Annotated in this window: 18 protein-coding genes; 4 read left to right on the top strand and 14 right to left on the bottom strand. The window is 46.5% G+C overall.

The genetic code is table 11. From position 1 onward, the window contains the following. Positions 1–254: 254 nt before the first annotated feature. The 8 genes from AC0YNS_RS10585 to AC0YNS_RS10550 all read right to left on the bottom strand — a co-directional run bounded on the left by AC0YNS_RS10585 (position 255) and on the right by AC0YNS_RS10550 (position 8,884). Positions 255–1,646 carry an MFS transporter gene (locus tag AC0YNS_RS10585; RefSeq protein WP_475780948.1) on the bottom strand — a complete coding sequence of 464 codons (1,392 nt, stop codon included), beginning with the start codon at positions 1,644–1,646 and terminating at the stop codon, positions 255–257. Further along, positions 1,643–2,293, bottom strand: a complete 651-nt coding sequence (locus AC0YNS_RS10580) for an FMN-dependent NADH-azoreductase (protein WP_475780947.1) — start codon at positions 2,291–2,293, stop codon at positions 1,643–1,645. The genes AC0YNS_RS10585 and AC0YNS_RS10580 overlap by 4 nt, the downstream gene beginning before the upstream one ends. 331 nt (positions 2,294–2,624) lie before the next feature. Next, positions 2,625–2,825, bottom strand: a complete 201-nt coding sequence (locus AC0YNS_RS10575; RefSeq protein ID WP_475780946.1) for a hypothetical protein — start codon at positions 2,823–2,825, stop codon at positions 2,625–2,627. After that, on the bottom strand, positions 2,822–3,928 hold the full coding sequence (locus AC0YNS_RS10570; RefSeq protein ID WP_475780945.1) for a GerAB/ArcD/ProY family transporter: 1,107 nt from the start codon (positions 3,926–3,928) through the stop codon (positions 2,822–2,824). Before AC0YNS_RS10570 ends, AC0YNS_RS10575 begins: the two co-directional genes overlap by 4 nt. A 14-nt stretch (positions 3,929–3,942) precedes the next feature. Continuing rightward, positions 3,943–5,055 carry a Ger(x)C family spore germination protein gene (locus AC0YNS_RS10565; protein ID WP_475780944.1) on the bottom strand — a complete coding sequence of 371 codons (1,113 nt, stop codon included), beginning with the start codon at positions 5,053–5,055 and terminating at the stop codon, positions 3,943–3,945. A gap of 4 nt (positions 5,056–5,059) precedes the next feature. Next, positions 5,060–6,514: a spore germination protein gene (locus AC0YNS_RS10560; RefSeq protein ID WP_475780943.1), complete on the bottom strand. Its 1,455-nt coding sequence runs from the start codon at positions 6,512–6,514 to the stop codon at positions 5,060–5,062. Between the two features lie 68 nt (positions 6,515–6,582). Continuing rightward, positions 6,583–7,650 carry an NAD(P)H-dependent flavin oxidoreductase gene (locus AC0YNS_RS10555; RefSeq protein ID WP_475781018.1) on the bottom strand — a complete coding sequence of 356 codons (1,068 nt, stop codon included), beginning with the start codon at positions 7,648–7,650 and terminating at the stop codon, positions 6,583–6,585. 28 nt (positions 7,651–7,678) lie between these two features. Continuing rightward, a complete protein-coding gene (locus AC0YNS_RS10550) occupies positions 7,679–8,884 on the bottom strand; it encodes a YbfB/YjiJ family MFS transporter (protein WP_475780942.1) in 1,206 nt (401 codons plus the stop codon). A 111-nt stretch (positions 8,885–8,995) separates the two neighbouring features. On the opposite strand from AC0YNS_RS10550, the gene AC0YNS_RS10545 reads away from it, so the two are divergent. The 3 genes from AC0YNS_RS10545 to pdxR all read left to right on the top strand — a co-directional run bounded on the left by AC0YNS_RS10545 (position 8,996) and on the right by pdxR (position 12,606). Next, positions 8,996–9,865, top strand: a complete 870-nt coding sequence (locus AC0YNS_RS10545) for a LysR family transcriptional regulator (RefSeq protein ID WP_475780941.1) — start codon at positions 8,996–8,998, stop codon at positions 9,863–9,865. 114 nt (positions 9,866–9,979) lie between these two features. After that, positions 9,980–11,098, top strand: a complete 1,119-nt coding sequence (hisC, locus tag AC0YNS_RS10540; RefSeq protein WP_475780940.1) for a histidinol-phosphate transaminase — start codon at positions 9,980–9,982, stop codon at positions 11,096–11,098. 71 nt (positions 11,099–11,169) lie between these two features. After that, a complete protein-coding gene (pdxR, locus tag AC0YNS_RS10535) occupies positions 11,170–12,606 on the top strand; it encodes a MocR-like pyridoxine biosynthesis transcription factor PdxR (protein WP_475780939.1) in 1,437 nt (478 codons plus the stop codon). Between the two features lie 171 nt (positions 12,607–12,777). On the opposite strand, the gene AC0YNS_RS10530 is transcribed toward pdxR, so the two are convergent. The 4 genes from AC0YNS_RS10530 to AC0YNS_RS10515 form a co-directional block, all read right to left on the bottom strand. Beyond that, a complete protein-coding gene (locus AC0YNS_RS10530; protein WP_475780938.1) occupies positions 12,778–12,915 on the bottom strand; it encodes a hypothetical protein in 138 nt (45 codons plus the stop codon). A gap of 461 nt (positions 12,916–13,376) precedes the next feature. Next, on the bottom strand, positions 13,377–14,018 hold the full coding sequence (locus AC0YNS_RS10525; RefSeq protein ID WP_475780937.1) for an HAD family hydrolase: 642 nt from the start codon (positions 14,016–14,018) through the stop codon (positions 13,377–13,379). A gap of 99 nt (positions 14,019–14,117) precedes the next feature. Continuing rightward, complete coding sequence (locus AC0YNS_RS10520; protein ID WP_475780936.1) at positions 14,118–14,486, bottom strand: hypothetical protein; 369 nt, start codon at positions 14,484–14,486, stop codon at positions 14,118–14,120. A gap of 162 nt (positions 14,487–14,648) precedes the next feature. Next, complete coding sequence (locus AC0YNS_RS10515) at positions 14,649–15,599, bottom strand: phosphotransferase family protein (RefSeq protein ID WP_475780935.1); 951 nt, start codon at positions 15,597–15,599, stop codon at positions 14,649–14,651. Between the two features lie 265 nt (positions 15,600–15,864). On the opposite strand from AC0YNS_RS10515, the gene AC0YNS_RS10510 reads away from it, so the two are divergent. Continuing rightward, positions 15,865–16,413 carry a hypothetical protein gene (locus AC0YNS_RS10510; RefSeq protein ID WP_475780934.1) on the top strand — a complete coding sequence of 183 codons (549 nt, stop codon included), beginning with the start codon at positions 15,865–15,867 and terminating at the stop codon, positions 16,411–16,413. Between the two features lie 78 nt (positions 16,414–16,491). Here AC0YNS_RS10510 and AC0YNS_RS10505 read toward each other — a convergent pair whose 3' ends face one another. Next, the gene (locus tag AC0YNS_RS10505; RefSeq protein WP_475780933.1) at positions 16,492–17,757 is read right to left on the bottom strand and encodes an MFS transporter; all 1,266 of its coding nucleotides are present in this window, start codon (positions 17,755–17,757) and stop codon (positions 16,492–16,494) included. A 159-nt stretch (positions 17,758–17,916) separates the two neighbouring features. Continuing rightward, positions 17,917–18,492, bottom strand: a complete 576-nt coding sequence (locus AC0YNS_RS10500) for a TetR/AcrR family transcriptional regulator (RefSeq protein WP_475780932.1) — start codon at positions 18,490–18,492, stop codon at positions 17,917–17,919. Between the last annotated feature and the right edge of the window lie 38 nt (positions 18,493–18,530).

Raw genomic sequence — 18,530 nt, 5'->3', positions numbered from 1 at the left:
TTGCGGCTAATTTATACGAGTGTTTCGATTTGATCAACACATAGATTTTCACCTCTTATTTTATTGGAGATAAGCGACGGTTGGCTTACAACCTCATATTACCCAGATCAGCCTCGAAAGGAATGACAGAACGGTAACGAAACAGTTACAAGTAGGTAAAGAACGATTTTACCTGTAGGAATGACAAAAGATGATGGTTTGGAAGGTTTGTCCGTATGCGATAGACTGGTCGCGCACCACACACTAACTAAATACTAAGCAAGTGTTGTGCTATCCAACTTATTGTCCTTGCTCTTGCCAGCTGCACGCCCAAATTGCACATAATAAAGTGCAGCCATCACAACGATCAGAACTGCCAGTACCAAGAAAATATTGCTGTATACGAATGTTGCGCTATTTTGAGGTATCGGATTAAAGCGAACGGCTGATGTGCCGAAATCCAGCACCTTGGCGATTGTAGCCGTCGATGCAGCCAATGAAATAAAAGTGACCATATTGTACAATCCCAGTCCTATTCCCATATGCTCATTTGGTAATGTTCGTGAAATGGTGTTCGACATCGCAATTTGCATAAACGATTGACCCAGAACACTGAATACAAGAAAAATCGCAATAAAGACTGGGGACATGCCAACTATGGATGACAAACAGATAAAACCGATTGTAAGAAGTGACGCTGCTGTATACACAAGAAACGGATTTCCCTTCTCATCCGCTAATTTACCTCCTCCTCGACCCAAAATCGCGGCAACTAAAGCTGACGGTAACGTAACCATTCCGATGAATAGCGGTGACAAGTGGTTTACGGAAGAAAGCAACTGAGGTGTAATGAATTGAATGGCAAAGTTAATCCCGAGCGTGACGAACGTAATAATTAGACCGAAAGTAAACGGTTTGTTTCGGAATAAAGCCGGGTTTATAAATGGCGCAGAAGCATAGCGAATACGCATTATGAATAAAACGAGAAAAACAGTACCCGCCAAAGCAAACCATATATTTCCGCCGGTTAAAGCAAGTAACAAAAGAGCTACTGTGCCTGCTAAAAGTGATCCGCCAATAAAGTCCATTTTGCCGGCGACTCCCTTTTCATCATCTAAATACTTCCGATACAGCGGCAACGTAAAGAGAGATAAAAGTGAAATAATAAATAAAATTCGCCAGTTCCACGCACTGCTCACTACCCCCGCAATGATCGGACCGAGCGCCGAACCGAGTGCGAACCCGATTGCAACGGTACCCAGTGCACGCCCTCGCCTTTCCGGTGAAAAGTAACGAACCGGAATGATCATGGCAATCGCGGGAATGACCGATGCACCAGCTGCCTGTACAATGCGTCCCACAATGACCATCCAATATTCAATAGCCACTAAGCCTACAACAGATCCAATTGCAAATAAAAGTAAGCCAAATGTTAATAAACTCTTCAAGCTGTAGCTTTGTGACAATTTCCCGTAAGTTACCGAGCCGATTGCATATACAATCATATAGCCTGTAATAACCCAGCTCACTTGGGATGGAGTAAGATGAAACTCATTGCCAATAGTTGGAAGCGCAACGTTAAACATGTTTGCACTCATTACTGAAATAATAAGCGTAAAGACCATAACACGAAGTAAGAATTCTCCGACATTCTTTTTCATTTTCATTTCTGAACCGGCACTTTGGATAAATACGTCGCGGCTCCCTCAGCCTCTTTATAGGCTTTCTCCAATATTTCATCCCGATTTAAAACAGCTGTCCCTTGAGCCCTGATGATCTGATAATCTTCAACCCCGAGAAATTGGAACATGGATTTGAGATATTTATGAGAAAATTCAACTTCCGTATACCAGTCATTATTTGTATACACGGCGCCGCTTCCTTGGATTACCAGAAGGCTTCGACCGTCTTTCAGCAGCCCTACCGAACCATTCTCCGTATATTTGAACGTTTCGCGAGGAATCAGGATGTTATCCATATAATCTTTGAGTTTGGATGGAATATTGAAGTTATGCAGCGGCAATGCAATGACATACTTATTGGCGCTTTTAAATTGTTGCAGTACCTCAGACATGCGCGAAGTCGCTTTCTGTTCTTCGGCGGTGATCGGCTCACCTTTCGCCAACTTGTCCCATGCGCTCAGTACCGTTTGATCTACTGCGGGTACTTCTTCGCTATATAGATTAATTTGTTCAATGCTCTCAGTTGGATTCAATTCCTTATAAGTTTTCATAAAATGATGAAGAACAATCGAACTGAAAGAAGATGTGGATTCTACTTTCGGATGGGCATTAATGATAAGCATTTTGTTCATGACGTATCTCTCCCTTATGTCGGTTTCTTTATTGACGACAAATTTAATCGTCGATTTGTTTTGTCCATAATATATGCTTTTGATGCGGATCTGTCAATTCCAATATCATTGGTAATTGCGGTGGAGTAAGGCTATGCCGTAAATAGAAATCCGCTTGGTAGAGCGGATTTCTTGCGTTTGATTTATTTCGGAGGGTTATTTGTCTTGCTTAAATTCTTGTTTAGCAACTTCGAAAATTCACGTCCTTCAAACAAAGAAAGCTCATTCAATTTATGAATGAGCTTTTACGATTACTATAAGTTGTCAGGCGTTGCTTTCTTCCAAGGACTTCTCAAAACATGAAATCGATGGCTATTCCGATCACTTTGTTCAGATCAAGAGGTCGATGCAAAACCAAGCTCCCCCACAAGATGCAACCGATTGTCGTAATCGTGACGAATAATATCTTTTCTTTGCGGCCAATATTCTGAGCTTTCATTATGATAAAACCGGAGACTAGAAACGCAATGTACAATAGAATCAGCCAGGTCATATCGCCGCCTCCTTACTCGTACTTCTGTCGCGTTTGCGCACCCAACTGGCCACTAGGAACAATAAGGGAAAACCGAATCCGAACGGAACGTAGTAGATGAACAAATAATCCTGGACCCATTCCGCATTCTCCACGATATTAGAGAAAAACAAAGCATAGGCTGAGATAACCCATACGAGCGGGTAAGCGACGACAGCCCTGCTCTCGATTGCGAACAGCTGGCAAATCGCTGAAACGGCGAAATAGAACAGAATGCTTAACTTCAGGAACACGAGCAGAAGAGCGTTTACGGATATGATCGCTTCGAGATGCTCGATGAAATTAGAAAATTGCATTTCGCGGAAGATGATATAAATGGGGTACGTCAAATGTGACCCCCGGTAAACGCCGAGTAAACCGATGGTAAAGAAAATCCCCAGTGCAAGCTGGAAGCCCATGAATGCGATACCTCCCAAAAAGGCGGTATTGAGCCTCCTGCGTACCAACGGGAATGCCATCATGAATACGACGGTCTCCATGAACGGAAAGCCGAGCGCGTACTTCGTCTCCGCAAGGGTTGGCAACCATTCAAAAGTACCCGGATAGTTGAAATTTCTCCAGTCCCACTCTCTCAGCATGACGGTAAATGGCGTCCAGTACGCGATCATCAGTATGGGGAGAATGACTACGCTCACCATAGAGATCGTGTCGATTCCTTTGATCACCGCGTAGGCACATACAAGCAGAGCCAAGATGTTGAACACGCTAATCGGGGTTCTTGGCATCAAGTTAATCTGCATGTAGTCGCTCATGTTTCGAGTCACCCAAGCCGCCATTTGAACGAAGAACACGACATAACAGAGGGACACGAAGCCTCCGACGTACTTACCCAGCGCCTGTTGGGCGATTTGGACAAGAGACAGACCGGGAAATCGGCTTGCTACGTACAGCCAGAACGCTCCGGCGACAACGCCAAACAGCGTGCTCCACAGTTGGACGAGCCACCCGAACTGCCGAGCTGCGGAGATAATGCCGACTGGCAGCAAGATGAACGACGTCCCTGCGACGAACGCAGCAGTCATTGCGAATAGTTGCCACCCACCTAGTTGTAGTGGTTTTTCCAATGCCATCTCTCTCCTTATTGATACGGCGTTCTCGTGTTTCCGAACAAAGCTGCTTTGGAGCTCACCTCGAACGATACGTCGAAATCTCTCCACTTTCCGCGCCCTTGTTTCGTATCTCCGATTCCAAGCAGATCCCAGTTGTTGTCTTTCGCAAACCGGACAAATTGGTCCGACTGCTCCTCTAGGGTCTTATTAAAAGCCTGTTCGATTTCGTGAGTATTCTGAAGCGTAAGGGGTCTCATTTGTTGATTGTACAGCACCCGAAGGTTGACGTGGATTGTGATATGGAGTCGTTTCGGACCCCATTTTCGTTTAACTTGGATATTTCTCGTCTCTAAATCGACTTTGGCGCCGTTTACTCTGATGTTCTCCAAGCACCTGCGGGCATCACCGTTCAACACGTAATACATCTTTTTGGTGTGTTGATCGATCTTTCCCACCATTTTCGCTCGAATGAATACTGCGCCTTCGGAGATTTCAAACCCCGGCTCTGTCGCGTTTATGTGCTCCATTCGATCCGTTCGGGAGGCTGCACTACTGCTATTGTAATGAAGGAGCGGAATGATCGTCGGCCGGCTCAAAGGAATCCCCTTCACGATATCTTCCAATTGAGTCAGTTTTCTGGTCATTCCGAATGTCTTTGCTTGCCAGTCCATCAACAACCGAAGATTACGCCCAGGTACCCGGTCCAGAGGCGTGAAGCTTTCCATGACGTTCTGAATTGGCGCATCCGTTACGACGGCATATACATTGGTTCGTCTTTCTGTATTAAGTTCCAAATAATTAACTAATTCAAGCAGCCCATCTCTCGCGAACCTTTCGGTGAACACATAACATTGTAAGTGGGCGGTGAACAGCATCCGAGACATAGTCGTGCCTGATTTTTCGGTTAACAGGCCGAGGTTTTGTTCCGAGACTACATAAGTATATACGGACGCTTTCGCAGGCCCGGATTGCCGGGATGAGGTGCCGGTCGGGTTGAGGACTTGATAGTAAGCCGTTATACGCTTGGTTTTAGGATCCATATCCGCTGCGGTCATTTCCACCAAAGCCAGATGATTGATCTCTCGCATATCCCAGCAACCCGTGCACAATAACAGCAGAGCGACAATCTGTAACCATTTCATGAGATCACCTTCTGGACTTTCCCTGTTGAAACATTTTCGGTCGGTTCTTCAGAAACGGCCTTGGAACCCGTATGAACGTATCCTTCCAATCGGGCAGGTACATGGGAGCGAATGGCGCGAAATACCGGACTCCGAACGAACGGAGTGAAGCAAGATGAATCAGCAGGAAGAATACGCCGCACATGAGCCCGAACAATCCCATCACACCGGCAAGAGCCATGAAAAAAAACTGAATGATCCGCTGGGTAATACCAAAGCTGTACATGGGGGATACGAAATTGGATATCGCGGTGATCGAGACGACGATGACCATGGCTGCGGAGACGATCCCTGCTTCTACTGCTGCCTGCCCAAGCACAAGCGCTCCGACGATGGAGATTGCCTGCCCGGCGATCCGTGGCATCCGAAGCCCCGCCTCCCGTAATACTTCGAACGTAACCATCATCATGATCGCTTCAATGAAAGCCGGAAAAGGCACCCCTTCCCGCTGAGCGGCCAAGTTGACCAAGAGCGGGTCCGGAAGCAATTCCTGATGATAGCTGACGACCGAAATATAAAGCGCGGGTACGAAGATGGCGAGAAAAAAGGCAGCCATCCGAAGCCAGCGCAGCAGCGTGGCAATATCGGCACGTTGATAATAGTCTTCCGGTGCGGAAAACAGCTGAAAGAACGTCAAGGGTCCTGCTAGGACGATCGGCGTACCGTCGGTCAAGACGGCAACTTGTCCCTCCAGCAATTTCGCGGAGATAGCGTCCGGCCTTTCCGTTGCAATTAATTGCGGGAAAGGTGTTAGTGCCTTGTCTTGAATCCATTCCTCGATATAGGCGCTCTCCAAAATACTATCGGTATGAATGGCTTGCAGCCGCTTGCGGAACTCATCCACTAATTTATCCGAGGCTATCCCTCGCATATAGGCTAGGCACACCATCGTCCTCGTTTCCGAGCCAATAACCATGGATTCGAATACGAGCTTATCGCTCTTCAATCTCTTGCGGATAAGGGACAGGTTTCGGATTAGATCCTCCACGAACCCTTCTCGCGGCCCACGGATCGTGGATTCCGTGCTCGGTTCCTCTACGCTGCGTTGTTCCCGCTTGCAAACATCCATTGCAAGCGCTTGATCCTTCCCTGGGAGAAGAATGAGGCAATGGCCGCCAAGAAGCGCTTCAATAGAATCTTCCAGTCCGTCCGTTTCCTTCATTTGACCATGGGAAATCCTCATCTTTAACCAGGACAAAGGTTCAATCTCATCGGCATGTTCGCTTTCCGGCTCTTGAATTGCATGAAGAATCGGACGGATAATCGCTTCGTCCACCTGATCTTGATCAGCTAGAGATGTGAGAAAAAGGCAGGATACCTCGAACCCTGCCTTTGTCTGAAGATGGCGGCGCACAACATCCGGGGAAGCTCCCAGCCGTTCTGTTATCCGATCCGCGAGATCCTGATTGTGCTCCGTCATGGAAACGTTCCCCTCCTGCAATTACTCCAGTCAGGTTGTCCAGAATGCTGGACATTCATTCCTTTTCCTTACCATTTCTTGAGAAGTGCCTTTGCTTGATCCATGGTTTGTTCAACAATTGCTGCCGCGGAGTGATTGTTGGCTAATCGAAGTCCTTGACCCGCCCAGAGTGACATATACTCGGGGTTATTTGCTCTAGCCGCTGCCTGCCGAATGTCTCGAGTCAATACGTTTTGGATGGGGAAGTCGGGGATTGTTCCCGGATACTGATGCATATCGTTCATTAATTTTGTCCGAATGCCTCTTGCCGGTTTGCCCGAGTAGGCACGAGTAATGGCAGTGGAATTCTCATTGGAAGTTAGAATTTTTTGTTTGTATATCTCATGGGCACCACTCTCAGGGCATGCCAGAAATGCGGTTCCCATCTGTACAGCAGCTGCCCCTAATACGAGGCTTGCTACGAGTCCCCGTCCATCCATAATGCCACCTGATGCGATGACCGGTATCGACACGTGATCTACTATCTGCGGAATAAGCGCCATCGTACCGACCAAAGCATCCGAATCGCTCTTCAAGAATGTGCCCCGATGTCCTCCTGCTTCGCTTCCCTGGGCCGCAATGGCGTCTACGCCAGCCGCTTCCAAACGTATCGCTTCTTCAACAGTCGTTGCCGTACCGATAATCGCAATTCCACGCTGCTTCATAGCTTGGAGCATATCATGCGGTGGAATGCCAAATGTAAAGCTGAATATGGATACTTGCTCTTCCAGCAAGACTTGAACTTGCTCCTGAAAGGACTCTGAAGACTTCGGAATGAATGGATTCTGTTCAATGCCAAGCATGACGCGATATTTATTGAGATGGGTTGTCATTTCACCGACTTCGCCTTCCCGTTCTTCTGGTTGCTCTGGTACGAACAAGTTGACCCCGAAAGGCTTATCTGTTAATTCTCTGGTCCTTCGGATCGTACTTCGAAGCTGTTCAGGTGTTAAGTATGCGCCTCCCAGATTTCCCAGGCCTCCGGCATTTGAAACTGCCGCAACTAACTCAGGTGTCGCAGGGCCGCCTGCCATCGGCGCTAGGAATAGTGGATATTGAATATTGAGCATACGTGTTAATTCCGTTTCTAACATGATGGAACACCTCCTGTATTTGGACGCTACGCTAAGCGTTTCTTATGGATCTTTTATTATTGGTGAGGACTGCGCCAACCATCAATATGGTAACAGCAAGAACTAGCACCAAAGTGGCAAGAATGAGGGATAAGCTGTAACTGTGCGTCACTTCCAAAACAATACCGGCCCCAATCGGACCAAGGATTTGCCCGATACCAAAAAAGCCAGTCATTAGAGCGATAGCTTTATTGCCGCTGGAAGGTCTAGCTATTCGAGCAGCAGAAATTGCGAGCATGGCAATCCCCATAAACGTTCCGCCAAAAAGGATCGACCCTAATGTTACACCTATTAGATTAGGCAGCCATACCGGCAGAATGACTCCGGCAGCTTGCAGGATCAGTGCGGTTATCAGAGGTTTGATATAACCGGCTTTACTCGTCCACCAAGACCAGAGAACGGTCGATGGTACAGCGGCAATCCCAACGATAATCCAACTATAGTCAGCGAAACTTGATATCTGTGGCATGTGTTTGACCATGGCTACCAGAAAAGTCGCACTAACAATATAACCAAGTCCCTCAAGGCCATACATAAATAGAAGCCAGCCAAAGATAGATGCGTTCTCGCCCGGTGAAGCCGAGGAACCAGCATGTTGATTTGTTGATACCGTCTTATCCTCTCGCAAATAAGGCCAAACCAGAACTAACAGCACGAAGCCGATGATCGGAAGCCCAATCCATGTTCCCCTCCAAGTGAAATGGCTGAGGATGGGCGTCAATAATCCGGTTAAAGCAATACCCGTACCAACCCCGCCGTAGAACACGCCTACCCATTTCTCACGCTTCGCTGAAAGCAGCGCATTCAGTACTAAACTCGATGATAAAACGAAAATAAGTCCGCTGCTCATTCCACTTAAGAAGCGCAAAATCATCCATACATAAAATGAAGATGCTATTCCCATAAGTCCCGTTGTAAGGAGGCATAGGATCAATTGAATCCGAAGATGGTAAGCCTTCCTATTCCCCCACGTTATGAATCCTGCACCAAAGGCAGCGACAAGGTAACCCAAATTGTTGCTTCCCGCCAGGTACCCGGATTCCGAACCGGAAAGATGAGCTTGAGCTTGCATTAGTGGGAGTATGGAAGTGTAAGAGAATCGTCCAATGCCCATTGCTATGATGAGCATAACAAATCCACCAATAATGGTCTTGGTAGAATCAGATAAGTTCGTTCGATTATTTTCAACAAGCCTCATAAGACCTGCCTCCTTTCTGAGTGCATTGTAACCCATCACTTATATCGAGTAAAATGAACTTTAACGATGGTTAACATTAAAATAATCAATATCTCATATGGAGGTATGGCGATGGAAATCCGAGACCTGCAGATTTTTCTGGCCGTTGCGGACGAAGGAAGCATTACCAAGGCAGCTGAGAAATTAGAATACGTGCAGTCGAGTATCAGCATTCGTATCCAACAGCTCGAGAAGGAATTGAATACGACGCTATTCCGTCGTGGGCGGCAAGGCGTGAAACTCACAACATCCGGAGAGGCACTCAGGTCCTATGCGGAGAAAATTATATTTCTTACTCATGAGGCTGAACGCGTCGTAGCAGATAACACGATTCCACGAGGGCCGCTTCGCATCGGCTCGCTTGAAACCACTGCAGCGGTTCGGTTGCCATATATTCTCACCGATTACCTGAAAGCTTATCCTGAAGTCGATCTGACCTTGAAAACGGGAACAACGGAAGAACTTATCCATTTCGTATTGAAATATGAATTGGATGGAGCTTTTGTAGCTGCGCCTGTTGAGCATGCAGAGCTCGATATTATTGAGGTTGGAGTTGAGGAGCTTGTACTTGTCTCATCGGGACAATTCGCATCATTTGATCATCCTGAACAATTACGCAATCTGACTTTACTGGTGTTTCGTGCGGGTTGTTCTTACCGGCGAAAGCTCGAGGATGGGTTACATGCGAAAGGGATTATTCCTGCAAAAATCATGGAATTCGGTACATTGGAGGGAATACTGGGATGTATTCACGCCGGTCTCGGAGTCTCTGTTTTGCCTCGTTCAGTGGTTGAGCGAGCCAAGGTTCAATATCAATTGCGCTCCCAAAACATCGAGGATAAGTTCTACCTAACCCCGACCCTGTTCATACGCAGGAAAGATACCTATAGAACGGCAGCTGTGTCTGAATTTATCCGAGTTTCAAGAGAGCGATTCAACTAATTTTCCGTGAACCAGCCATTCGCGCTCTCATTCGTTCAGAAATGGATGGTTACTTGCAGAATAATTCTTACTACAATCAGAAATGAGTGAACTCTATCCGAGAGAGGTGTTACGATGAATAACTTGAATAAACCACTGGCCAGGCAGGCTCTGAGCAACATCAGTCCTTATTCGCCGGGTCAACCGATCTGGGAAGTCCAAGAGAAATTCGGGCTTTCCCGCGTAATCAAACTGGCATCTAATGAAAATCCATTAGGTCCTTCTCCAAAGGCAGTTGAAGCCATGCAAAGAATGCTCCCGGAGCTGCACCGATACCCGGATGCTAATACGTCACTACTGAGAACGGAGATCGCCGAGCAGAATCAGCTTCAGCCCGATCAAATTATCGTCACCAACGGCGGGGATGAATTAATCAAACTCGTGTCAGAAGCGTATCTTGAACCGGGGGATGAGGTCATTATCCCATCGCCCTCTTTCAGTGAATATGAATTCGGTGCCCATCTAATGGCTGCAGCCGTTGTTTCCGTCCCGCTCAATGCTGATTATGGCTATGATCGTAATGCCATTCTTGGTGCCGTGACGAATCGAACGAAGCTTGTCTACCTATGTTCGCCGAATAACCCGACCGGAACTTATCTGGCCAAACCGGATTTACGCGCACTGCTCGACTCGCTCCCGAAACATGTTTTGATCGTGTTGGATGCGGCGTATAGCGAATATGCTTCTGCATCGGATTACACGGACGGGCTTGAGTTTGTGCGTGAGGGTTACCCTATTCTCATTTTGCATACCTTCTCCAAGATTTACGGGCTTGCTGGAATCCGGATCGGCTACGGACTAGCCCCCGAGTACGTGATCTCTACTCTCATGAAGGTACGAGAACCATTTAACGTTAACGCATTGGCACAAGCAGGAGCGCGTGCAGCATTGTCCGATACCGAACATCTAATAGCCTCCAAGGCAGTAAATGTTCAGGGCTTAATGCAAATGTATAGCCTGCTCAAGGACTTAGGGATCACCTATGTGGAATCCATGAGTAACTTTCTGTTGATTGAAATCGGCATTGATGCAAAGACGGTAGCCAACGAGTTGCTTGCCAGAGGGATCATTGTTCGTTATGGAGGAATATGGGGCCTGCCCGGACATATCCGAGTTTCTATCGGCACCTTTGTTGAAAATGAAGCCTTTATCGAAGCCCTTCGCGAAATGAACCATCCGTTTTCTCCATGTTGAAAGGCTGTGTTACTATTAGGTCATAGAAGTTACTGATCAGAATTGACCTAAGTAGTAAGGGGAATCGTAAGATGTGGAAACCAGATCGCGGCAGTAAGAAAGCTCTATATCAACAAATTGCCGATCATCTCGAACAACGAATTTCATATGGGGAATTTCCTCCCGGCAGTCTGCTCCCTTCGGAGAGGAAGCTCGCAGATCAGCTTGGCGTCAATCGCAGCACCGTTATCATGGCCTTTGCTGAGCTTCGATCCATGGGTATTATCGACAGCCGTACCGGCAGCGGAACATCAGTGAGTACCACCAAATGGGAGGCGACACCGAAACACACCCCCAATTGGAGCCGCTATGCGGAAGGCGGAAACTTCCTGCCCAACTTGCCTTTTATGAGAAGGATTCGGGAAGCACTCATACAGCAGCCTTCCTTGATCGATTTTGCAAGCGGTGAGCTGGCAGCCGATTTGGCCCCGACGGAAGAAATAGCCAAGATCATGAGTGAATTCCAATATCCCTCTTACTTGGGCTATGACAATCCGCAAGGTTCGATTCCGCTTAGACAAGCTCTGGTTGATTATCTGGAGAAATACCGGGAAATTCGGACGACCGAATCATCTATTCTGATTACATCCGGCTCTCAGCAATCGTTATATCTAATTACGCAATGTCTTCTGTCCCCTGGGGATGCAGTGGCTATCGAAGATCCATCCTATTGTTACTCCCTTCCCATGTTCCAGTCTGCAGGGATTCGATTATTCCGGCTTCCGGTCGATTCGCAAGGGGCTCAGCCGGAGGAGATTCGTTCGTTGTTCAAAAAACATCGAATTAAGATGGTGTTTCTCAACCCTAATTTTCAGAACCCTACCGGTACGGTGCTCAGTGATGAACGTCGTCGGCAGCTGCTTGATATCGCAAGCGAGCTTGGGCTTCCGATTGTAGAGGATGATCCTTTCAGTCTGACCGCTTATGATGGCAAGCCGCCTTCTCCTTTGAAAGCATCGGATACTGTCGGGTCCATCATTTATATCGGCTCTTTCTCCAAAATAGCAGCGTCAGGCCTGCGAATCGGCTGGATGGTAGCTCCCCATTCCATTGTGAAACGTCTCGCCGATGCCAGGCAGCAGATGGACTTCGGTTTAAGCGTAATCCCGCAGCAGGTAGCTGCACAGTTTCTACAATCTTCACTGTTCGTACCGCATTTGGATCGATTACGGATGGAATTGAGATTTAGGCGGGATTTGACAATCGAAGCGCTCAACAAGGAGCTTCCGGATGCACTTCTGCACTCGATTCCGGATGGAGGACTGCATTTATGGTGTAAGTTGAACAATACGATTCAAGACGGCAGGCTCTTGGAGGAAACCATTAGAAGGGGAGCTGTTTTTGTTCCGGGCAGCGTGTACGGATCGGACGCCGGATTTGTCAGGTTTACATTTGCGAGACCGAGATCGGAAGATATCGAACGGGGAATATCTCTATTTTGCGAGGCGTATCGGCAATTACAGGACTAGTTTCCTTATCAAAATTACCCACAGGGCCTCCTGTGGGTAATCTCATCTTTTACTTTATATCATGCTTAATCAGGTATACGGCTCCACCACCAAGTAAAATCGATCCCGCAACAAAAGCGAAAGACAATATCGTCATTGAAATAATATCATACATGTCTATGAGCCCTCCTTTTATATCCGTCCGTCATTCTCGTTGCTGCTGTCTTCCCATCTTCTCGAGTAGGCTTTATTCGTAACCCATATCGTAATCCAAGTCACAACGATTGCAATTGCTGCGGCAGCAATCCATACACCAACTGGTACCTGCATAATTAGATCCCCTCCACGTGGAAACTTGATATGAAGGTATCTTAAACCTGTTCATCGCGTTTGTAACCGTCCAATTAGAAGCCGCTCTGACCATCCAGTTGGATTAAAGGTCCAAATCCCCTCAAAAAAAAGCCGCACACCGGCGGCTTTTCGAAACACTTATGAAATTAAAGCTACGCTATGACTCATTCCACCCAAATAACGCCTTCTCAAACTTCTTCCTATTCAGTAAATAGACAATGGCAAAGAAGAACGGTACTGCGGCTACCGAAGGGCGAATAGTACCATCCGCCATCCATAAAAGGTCACACAGCATAAATATCAACAGATTCGCGATTATATACTTTCGAAGTAGTTCCATTATATCCCTCATACAATGTGATTTTTCACTATTGTATTCGGCATTAAAATTAATGGTGAACCTAACCTTATTTGGGGGCAACACGCTGGAGAATGCTCTCTTATCTTACTTTCAGGATTATGTCTTTTAGCTCAAACAGAGTCTTGATTCGATAGCTGGCCTGTGAGAAATCATGTGTTTTTGTGAAGTCGTTATGGACAATAGCACAGTCGATACCAGCCGCTACGGCTGAGTTTAACCCTCTGTTTGAATCCTCTACAACCAGCGTCTCTTCTTTGGTAGCTCCGAAACGCTTTAGTCCGGTCAAGTATGGCTCCGGGTGCGGCTTGGTGCGATCGTAGTCTTCGCGAACAAGGACAAATTCCATGAATTGTTTAATCCGGCGATTTTCATGAATAAGTTGAAAATCCGCACGTTTTGCAGTCGTCACGATGGCCATGCGGACGTACTTGGACAGTTCGGCTAGCGTTTCAACTACGCCTTCGATCTCTATGTCTTCTGTTCTTAGATAGTTCTGGTAATAGACGTTTCGGACCTCACGCTGCTTGCTGAGGGTCTGTTCATCAATACCTGCCTTCCTAGCTTGGGACCATGTGCCCAATGACTGGGTCATGTCGCGGAGGTATTGGTCTTTATCCAAGGTAAATCCAATGTCGGCCAGAGCGCGTTCTCCCGCTTTGTAATACCAGAATTCAGTATCCACCAGAACGCCATCATGATCGAAAAGTATGTACTTCTTCATCGTTTCGTGCTCCTTTGTCAGCTTAGACGGATTATTATCTATTCTACTTCAAAAATGGCAGCTGATCATCTGATCAGCTGCCATTTTGTTGTTCTACCGTTATCTTATGATGCGTCCGATACGATTTCGGTTATACAGAATCGGAGCATTGCTTCTGCCGCTCGCTTGCTTGTGGACCTCTTGCATCCGCCCCATCAGCTCCGCGTACCATTCTTCGTCACGCGTGGCCAGCGCCAGCTCGATAAAGTCTAGGATCGGCTCCTCGTACTCCAGCACATCCACCGTAGGCTGCTCTTTGAGCCAGCTTCTGAGCACGGAGATCGTAGTGCCGACAGCAGCATCATGATCGGATTGAACAACATAAACGTTTGCAATGTTGTGTATTTCGTTCATCGCCGTAATAAATCCTTGAATAAGTTCCCCGTCCTTCGTTCTGCCTTGTACCCAATCACTGATCGCAAAGCTCATCGTCAGCACCACCTGTCATTAGAATGGATAACCAAACTGTATCTTAATTGATTACAGTTAGGTTGTGAAAAAAGGACGGTGCATAAGCAGTTTGCTCGGCTAGCCGCCCTCTTCTTACTTGTTACTGTAATTATATTTGTTACAGTTACGGATGTCAAGAAGTCATCCTGTTGACCATGAAGCTTCAATCTGCTCCAACCATGATTTGGCACTAGCTTTATACCCTTGGTAGGATTCTTCTCCCCAATGCAGATAGGACACCGAAATGAGCTCGACTGTTTCAAAGAGCTGATAATAGAGCAGCTTGATATCAAATAAAGGTGACAGCTTGCGCAGGGTTGAATAACCTGCCATGAATGCCTGCTGCATCTCCTTTGCATCCGTGAATACATCCTTGGCATGCAGCGCTTTGAAGTCGAACTCCGGATCTCCGGCAATCGACCACTCCATATCTAGAATAGCTGTGATCTCTCCATCAGCACACAGCAAGTTAGCAAAGTGATAATCGTTGTGAATCAACGATGCTTTTGCAATTCCACTGAACAAATGCTCCGCTCTCTTATATACGAAGACATAACGCTCGGCTTCCTCAGGATTGATAATTCCAAGCTTCAGGCAACGATTGGTTCTCTGCTTCATGCCCTCAACAAGATACTGTTGCCAGCTGTTATATTGATTATTCGACGAGAGAGCAAGCTCTCCAAACTTATCCCGCCCAATACCATGTATTTTCGCAAGTAACATGCCTGAGTTGTATGCCATCTTGATTTTTGATTCATCGGTAGCCGTCTCCAATGCTTGCCATACATCAATGCCCGGCATCTTGCTTGTAATCAATATTTCATAGGGCAAATGTTCATGGCTGTTATCAAATACATAGACATCCGGAACAGGTATGCCCTCTGATTTCATCATTCGAAGCGCTTGCTGCTCATTGTCAAATTTCGGCAGCTCCACGTCTCGGGCATTTACCCTAACTACATAATGATCGTTAATAAAAATACAAGGATTCACAATTCCACGATCCGAATATTCTATGCGATCAATGCGTCCGAGGCTATGCTTCTCGAAGATCGCTTGGATCGTTAAGATATCAAATCTCATAGATTTCATGGCATGTCCCCTCGCTATTTTCAGAGTAGATTATGTATGAATGCACTTTCACTAAACACATCATAACATTCGTCAGTAAGATAAGGAACGAACAACATTATTGTGGCCGATTCCGCCGCGAACCAGCTGCGGACAAACGTGCTTCCAGTCTGCATATTCCTTTATTGTTGTACTAAACTGATCATCTAATTCAATAATTTGAGCATAAAGTATGCACAATTGTCGAAAGCTTTAATGAATTTACTTTTCGACAGGAGGCTTGCTTATGTCAAAGATTCGCGAGGACTTAACTCTTGCAACGTCGAGCTTTAGTCACATCATCGACGTTCCTATAGAACAAGTTGACATTGGCCATTGGTTATTCTCTCTCTCAGAAGCCGAGTATCAACGTTGTTGTCCCCCGGATCATATTGCGGTGGGCACGACCAAGACGGAAGACGGACGTCCAATGTCGATTAACGTGGAGAAAATCGGCAGCAGTCTCTCGATCCAGCATTATATCGGAGAGATTGTTGAGAAGCACAAATGCCGGATGGTCTCCACGACCGATATTTTTATTACAACCGAACAACGGACTCAGATGCAAGTTATTTGGGAGCTTAGCGTAAAGAGCGTCAACGCTGATCAAACCGAATTTACGAACGCCGTAGTAACCCACCCGTCAGAACATTTATTGAAAATCTTCGAAGATCAAGGACTCACGTTTGAACAAGCATCCGCGACCCGTCAACAAATATCTGAAGATCATAATAGACGGGAAGCACCTCTCTTTGCGGAAAGCATAGCGCGCGCCGCACGAGGAGAGCTGCATTAATTAGTAGTTGAACATTCGAAAAGAGACAAGGGGATCCAACTCCTAAGTCTCTTTTCGAATGTTCTATTAACCTTATGATTAAGCTGCTTGTGGTTCCTTATTGCGCTTCGTAATACGTATAGCCATCATGGCAGCGAACAAACAAATAAGACCTGCACTGAAAAACGTCGGTGAGTAGGTTCCTGTCCAATCTCTTATTGCTCCAGCCAGGAAAGCTGCGGCAGATGCACCGACTTGGTGAGCAACGACCACCCAGCCGAATACCATACCTATCTTCTCTTTACCGAACTCTTGCGCCGCTAGTTTAACCGTTGGCGGTACAGTCGCGATCCAATCAAGTCCGTAAAACACTGAGAATATGAACAACGTGGATTGTCCCCCATCTAGGGCATAAGGCAAGAACATTAAGGAGAGTCCGCGAAGGCCGTAATACCAGAAAAGCAGCTTGCGAGCGTCAAAACGATCCGTTAACCAACCTGATAATGTCGTACCGATCAAATCGAACATTCCCATCAAGGCTAGCAATCCGGCAGCCATCACTTCAGGAATACCATGATCGCCGCAAGCCGGGATCAGATGCGTGCCGATCAAACCGTTGGTCGAAAATCCACAAAAGAAGAACGTGCCTGCGAGCAACCAAAACGTTTTGTTCTTTATCGCCTGACGTAATGTCGACAGCGGTGTAAGAAATATATTGCCTTGAAACGGTTCTGGCTTCACAAGTTCATCAGAGCCATATGCGGCGAGCCCCTTCTCAAATGGATGATTTCTCATCCAGATCGCCACAATCACCAATACCAGGACAATAAACCCGACTGCGGTAAAGACAGCATAGCGCCAGCCATTCTCAACAGTGATATGTGCTAACAAAGGCAGGAATAGCAGTTGTCCTGTCGCTGCGCTGGCGGTTAGAATGCCAACAATGAGGCCTTTGCGTTTAACGAACCAACGATTAGCTACAGTCACTCCGAGGACGTTAGCCATCATCCCAGTTGCTAGCCCAGACACAATACCCCAGAGCAATTCATATTGCCATAGCTGCTTCATAAAAGGAGTCAGTGCCATGCTCGTGGCCAAGACAGCAAGTGAAATCACCATCGTACGACGAATACCGAACTTAGACAGGATAGCAGCAGAGAATGGCCCTACAAGGCCATAAAGGAAGATACCGACAGAGATAACACCCGATATGGAACTGCGGTCCCACCCGTACTCTTGTTCAAACGGGACCATCAATATGCTCGGCATCGAACGAATACCAGCAGAGACGAGAAGCGTAATAAACGCTATTAGGACAACTATCCAGCTGTAATGCCAGGAAGTTGATTTCACTTTGGCTTCCATTTCCTCACTCCAATTTCATTATTTATTGAGCTCAGAAGTAAAAATATCATTTCTGGAACGATCGGTCAATAATTATTTTGAACGATCGTTCTAGAATCAACTTTTCTGTTTAAGATAAAAAAAAGCCGTCGGCATTCCATTCCAACAGCTTCTACTCCGTTATTTCAACAATGACATATTCACTTTTATGATATTTCTGAGTTTTTCCCTGTCCGGATTGGTTTTCACCATTACGCGAAGTCCAATTAAGGCATTATTCAAACAAGATGCCAGTTGATCCGAGTCAAGCGTTTCAGGGAACTCTCCGGATTGCTGACCCTGCAAGATCAAATTACGAATGATCCCTTCTACATGCTCCCAATTCACACGTACACAATCCCTTGCCTCGGCATCATGACTGGATAGCTCTACCGCTGTATTTACAATGAAACAGCCTTGAGGTATATCTTCTCGTTCGCGGATAGCCATATCAAAAAATTGTTGTATGGTCTCTTTGGACGAAGGGGAAGCTTCTACTCGTTGTTTTAGAGAAGTTTCAAATTTTTCGATATAACGCTTTAATGCCTGATTATATAGCTGCTTCTTTTCCCCGAAGGTATCATATAAGCTTCCCTTGTGAATTCCCATATGCGTAACCAGCTGGTGCATAGATGTTTTCTCGTAGCCTTGCTCCCAAAACAGGTTCATTGCTTTATGCAAAACAATATCTTGATCAAATTCTTTAGGTCTAGCCATTGCGTGTCTCCCTCCTTCAAAAGTAAAGTAACATTTCT

It is taken from the genome of Paenibacillus sp. J22FR21, from assembly GCF_056269135.1.
The sequence above is the reverse complement of the archived record's forward strand: the minus strand, read 5'-3'. Positions and strand labels throughout refer to the sequence as shown.

Coding starts and splice junctions, on each gene's coding strand:
- AC0YNS_RS10585 (WP_475780948.1), bottom strand. CDS start 1,646: ATGAAAATGAAAAAGAATGTCGGAGAATTCTTACTTCGTGTTATGGTC.
- AC0YNS_RS10580 (WP_475780947.1), bottom strand. CDS start 2,293: ATGAACAAAATGCTTATCATTAATGCCCATCCGAAAGTAGAATCCACA.
- AC0YNS_RS10575 (WP_475780946.1), bottom strand. CDS start 2,825: ATGACCTGGCTGATTCTATTGTACATTGCGTTTCTAGTCTCCGGTTTT.
- AC0YNS_RS10565 (WP_475780944.1), bottom strand. CDS start 5,055: ATGAAATGGTTACAGATTGTCGCTCTGCTGTTATTGTGCACGGGTTGC.
- AC0YNS_RS10560 (WP_475780943.1), bottom strand. CDS start 6,514: ATGACGGAGCACAATCAGGATCTCGCGGATCGGATAACAGAACGGCTG.
- AC0YNS_RS10550 (WP_475780942.1), bottom strand. CDS start 8,884: ATGAGGCTTGTTGAAAATAATCGAACGAACTTATCTGATTCTACCAAG.
- AC0YNS_RS10545 (WP_475780941.1), top strand. CDS start 8,996: ATGGAAATCCGAGACCTGCAGATTTTTCTGGCCGTTGCGGACGAAGGA.
- hisC (WP_475780940.1), top strand. CDS start 9,980: ATGAATAACTTGAATAAACCACTGGCCAGGCAGGCTCTGAGCAACATC.
- pdxR (WP_475780939.1), top strand. CDS start 11,170: ATGTGGAAACCAGATCGCGGCAGTAAGAAAGCTCTATATCAACAAATT.
- AC0YNS_RS10530 (WP_475780938.1), bottom strand. CDS start 12,915: ATGCAGGTACCAGTTGGTGTATGGATTGCTGCCGCAGCAATTGCAATC.
- AC0YNS_RS10525 (WP_475780937.1), bottom strand. CDS start 14,018: ATGAAGAAGTACATACTTTTCGATCATGATGGCGTTCTGGTGGATACT.
- AC0YNS_RS10520 (WP_475780936.1), bottom strand. CDS start 14,486: ATGAGCTTTGCGATCAGTGATTGGGTACAAGGCAGAACGAAGGACGGG.
- AC0YNS_RS10515 (WP_475780935.1), bottom strand. CDS start 15,599: ATGAAATCTATGAGATTTGATATCTTAACGATCCAAGCGATCTTCGAG.
- AC0YNS_RS10510 (WP_475780934.1), top strand. CDS start 15,865: ATGTCAAAGATTCGCGAGGACTTAACTCTTGCAACGTCGAGCTTTAGT.
- AC0YNS_RS10505 (WP_475780933.1), bottom strand. CDS start 17,757: ATGGAAGCCAAAGTGAAATCAACTTCCTGGCATTACAGCTGGATAGTT.
- AC0YNS_RS10500 (WP_475780932.1), bottom strand. CDS start 18,492: ATGGCTAGACCTAAAGAATTTGATCAAGATATTGTTTTGCATAAAGCA.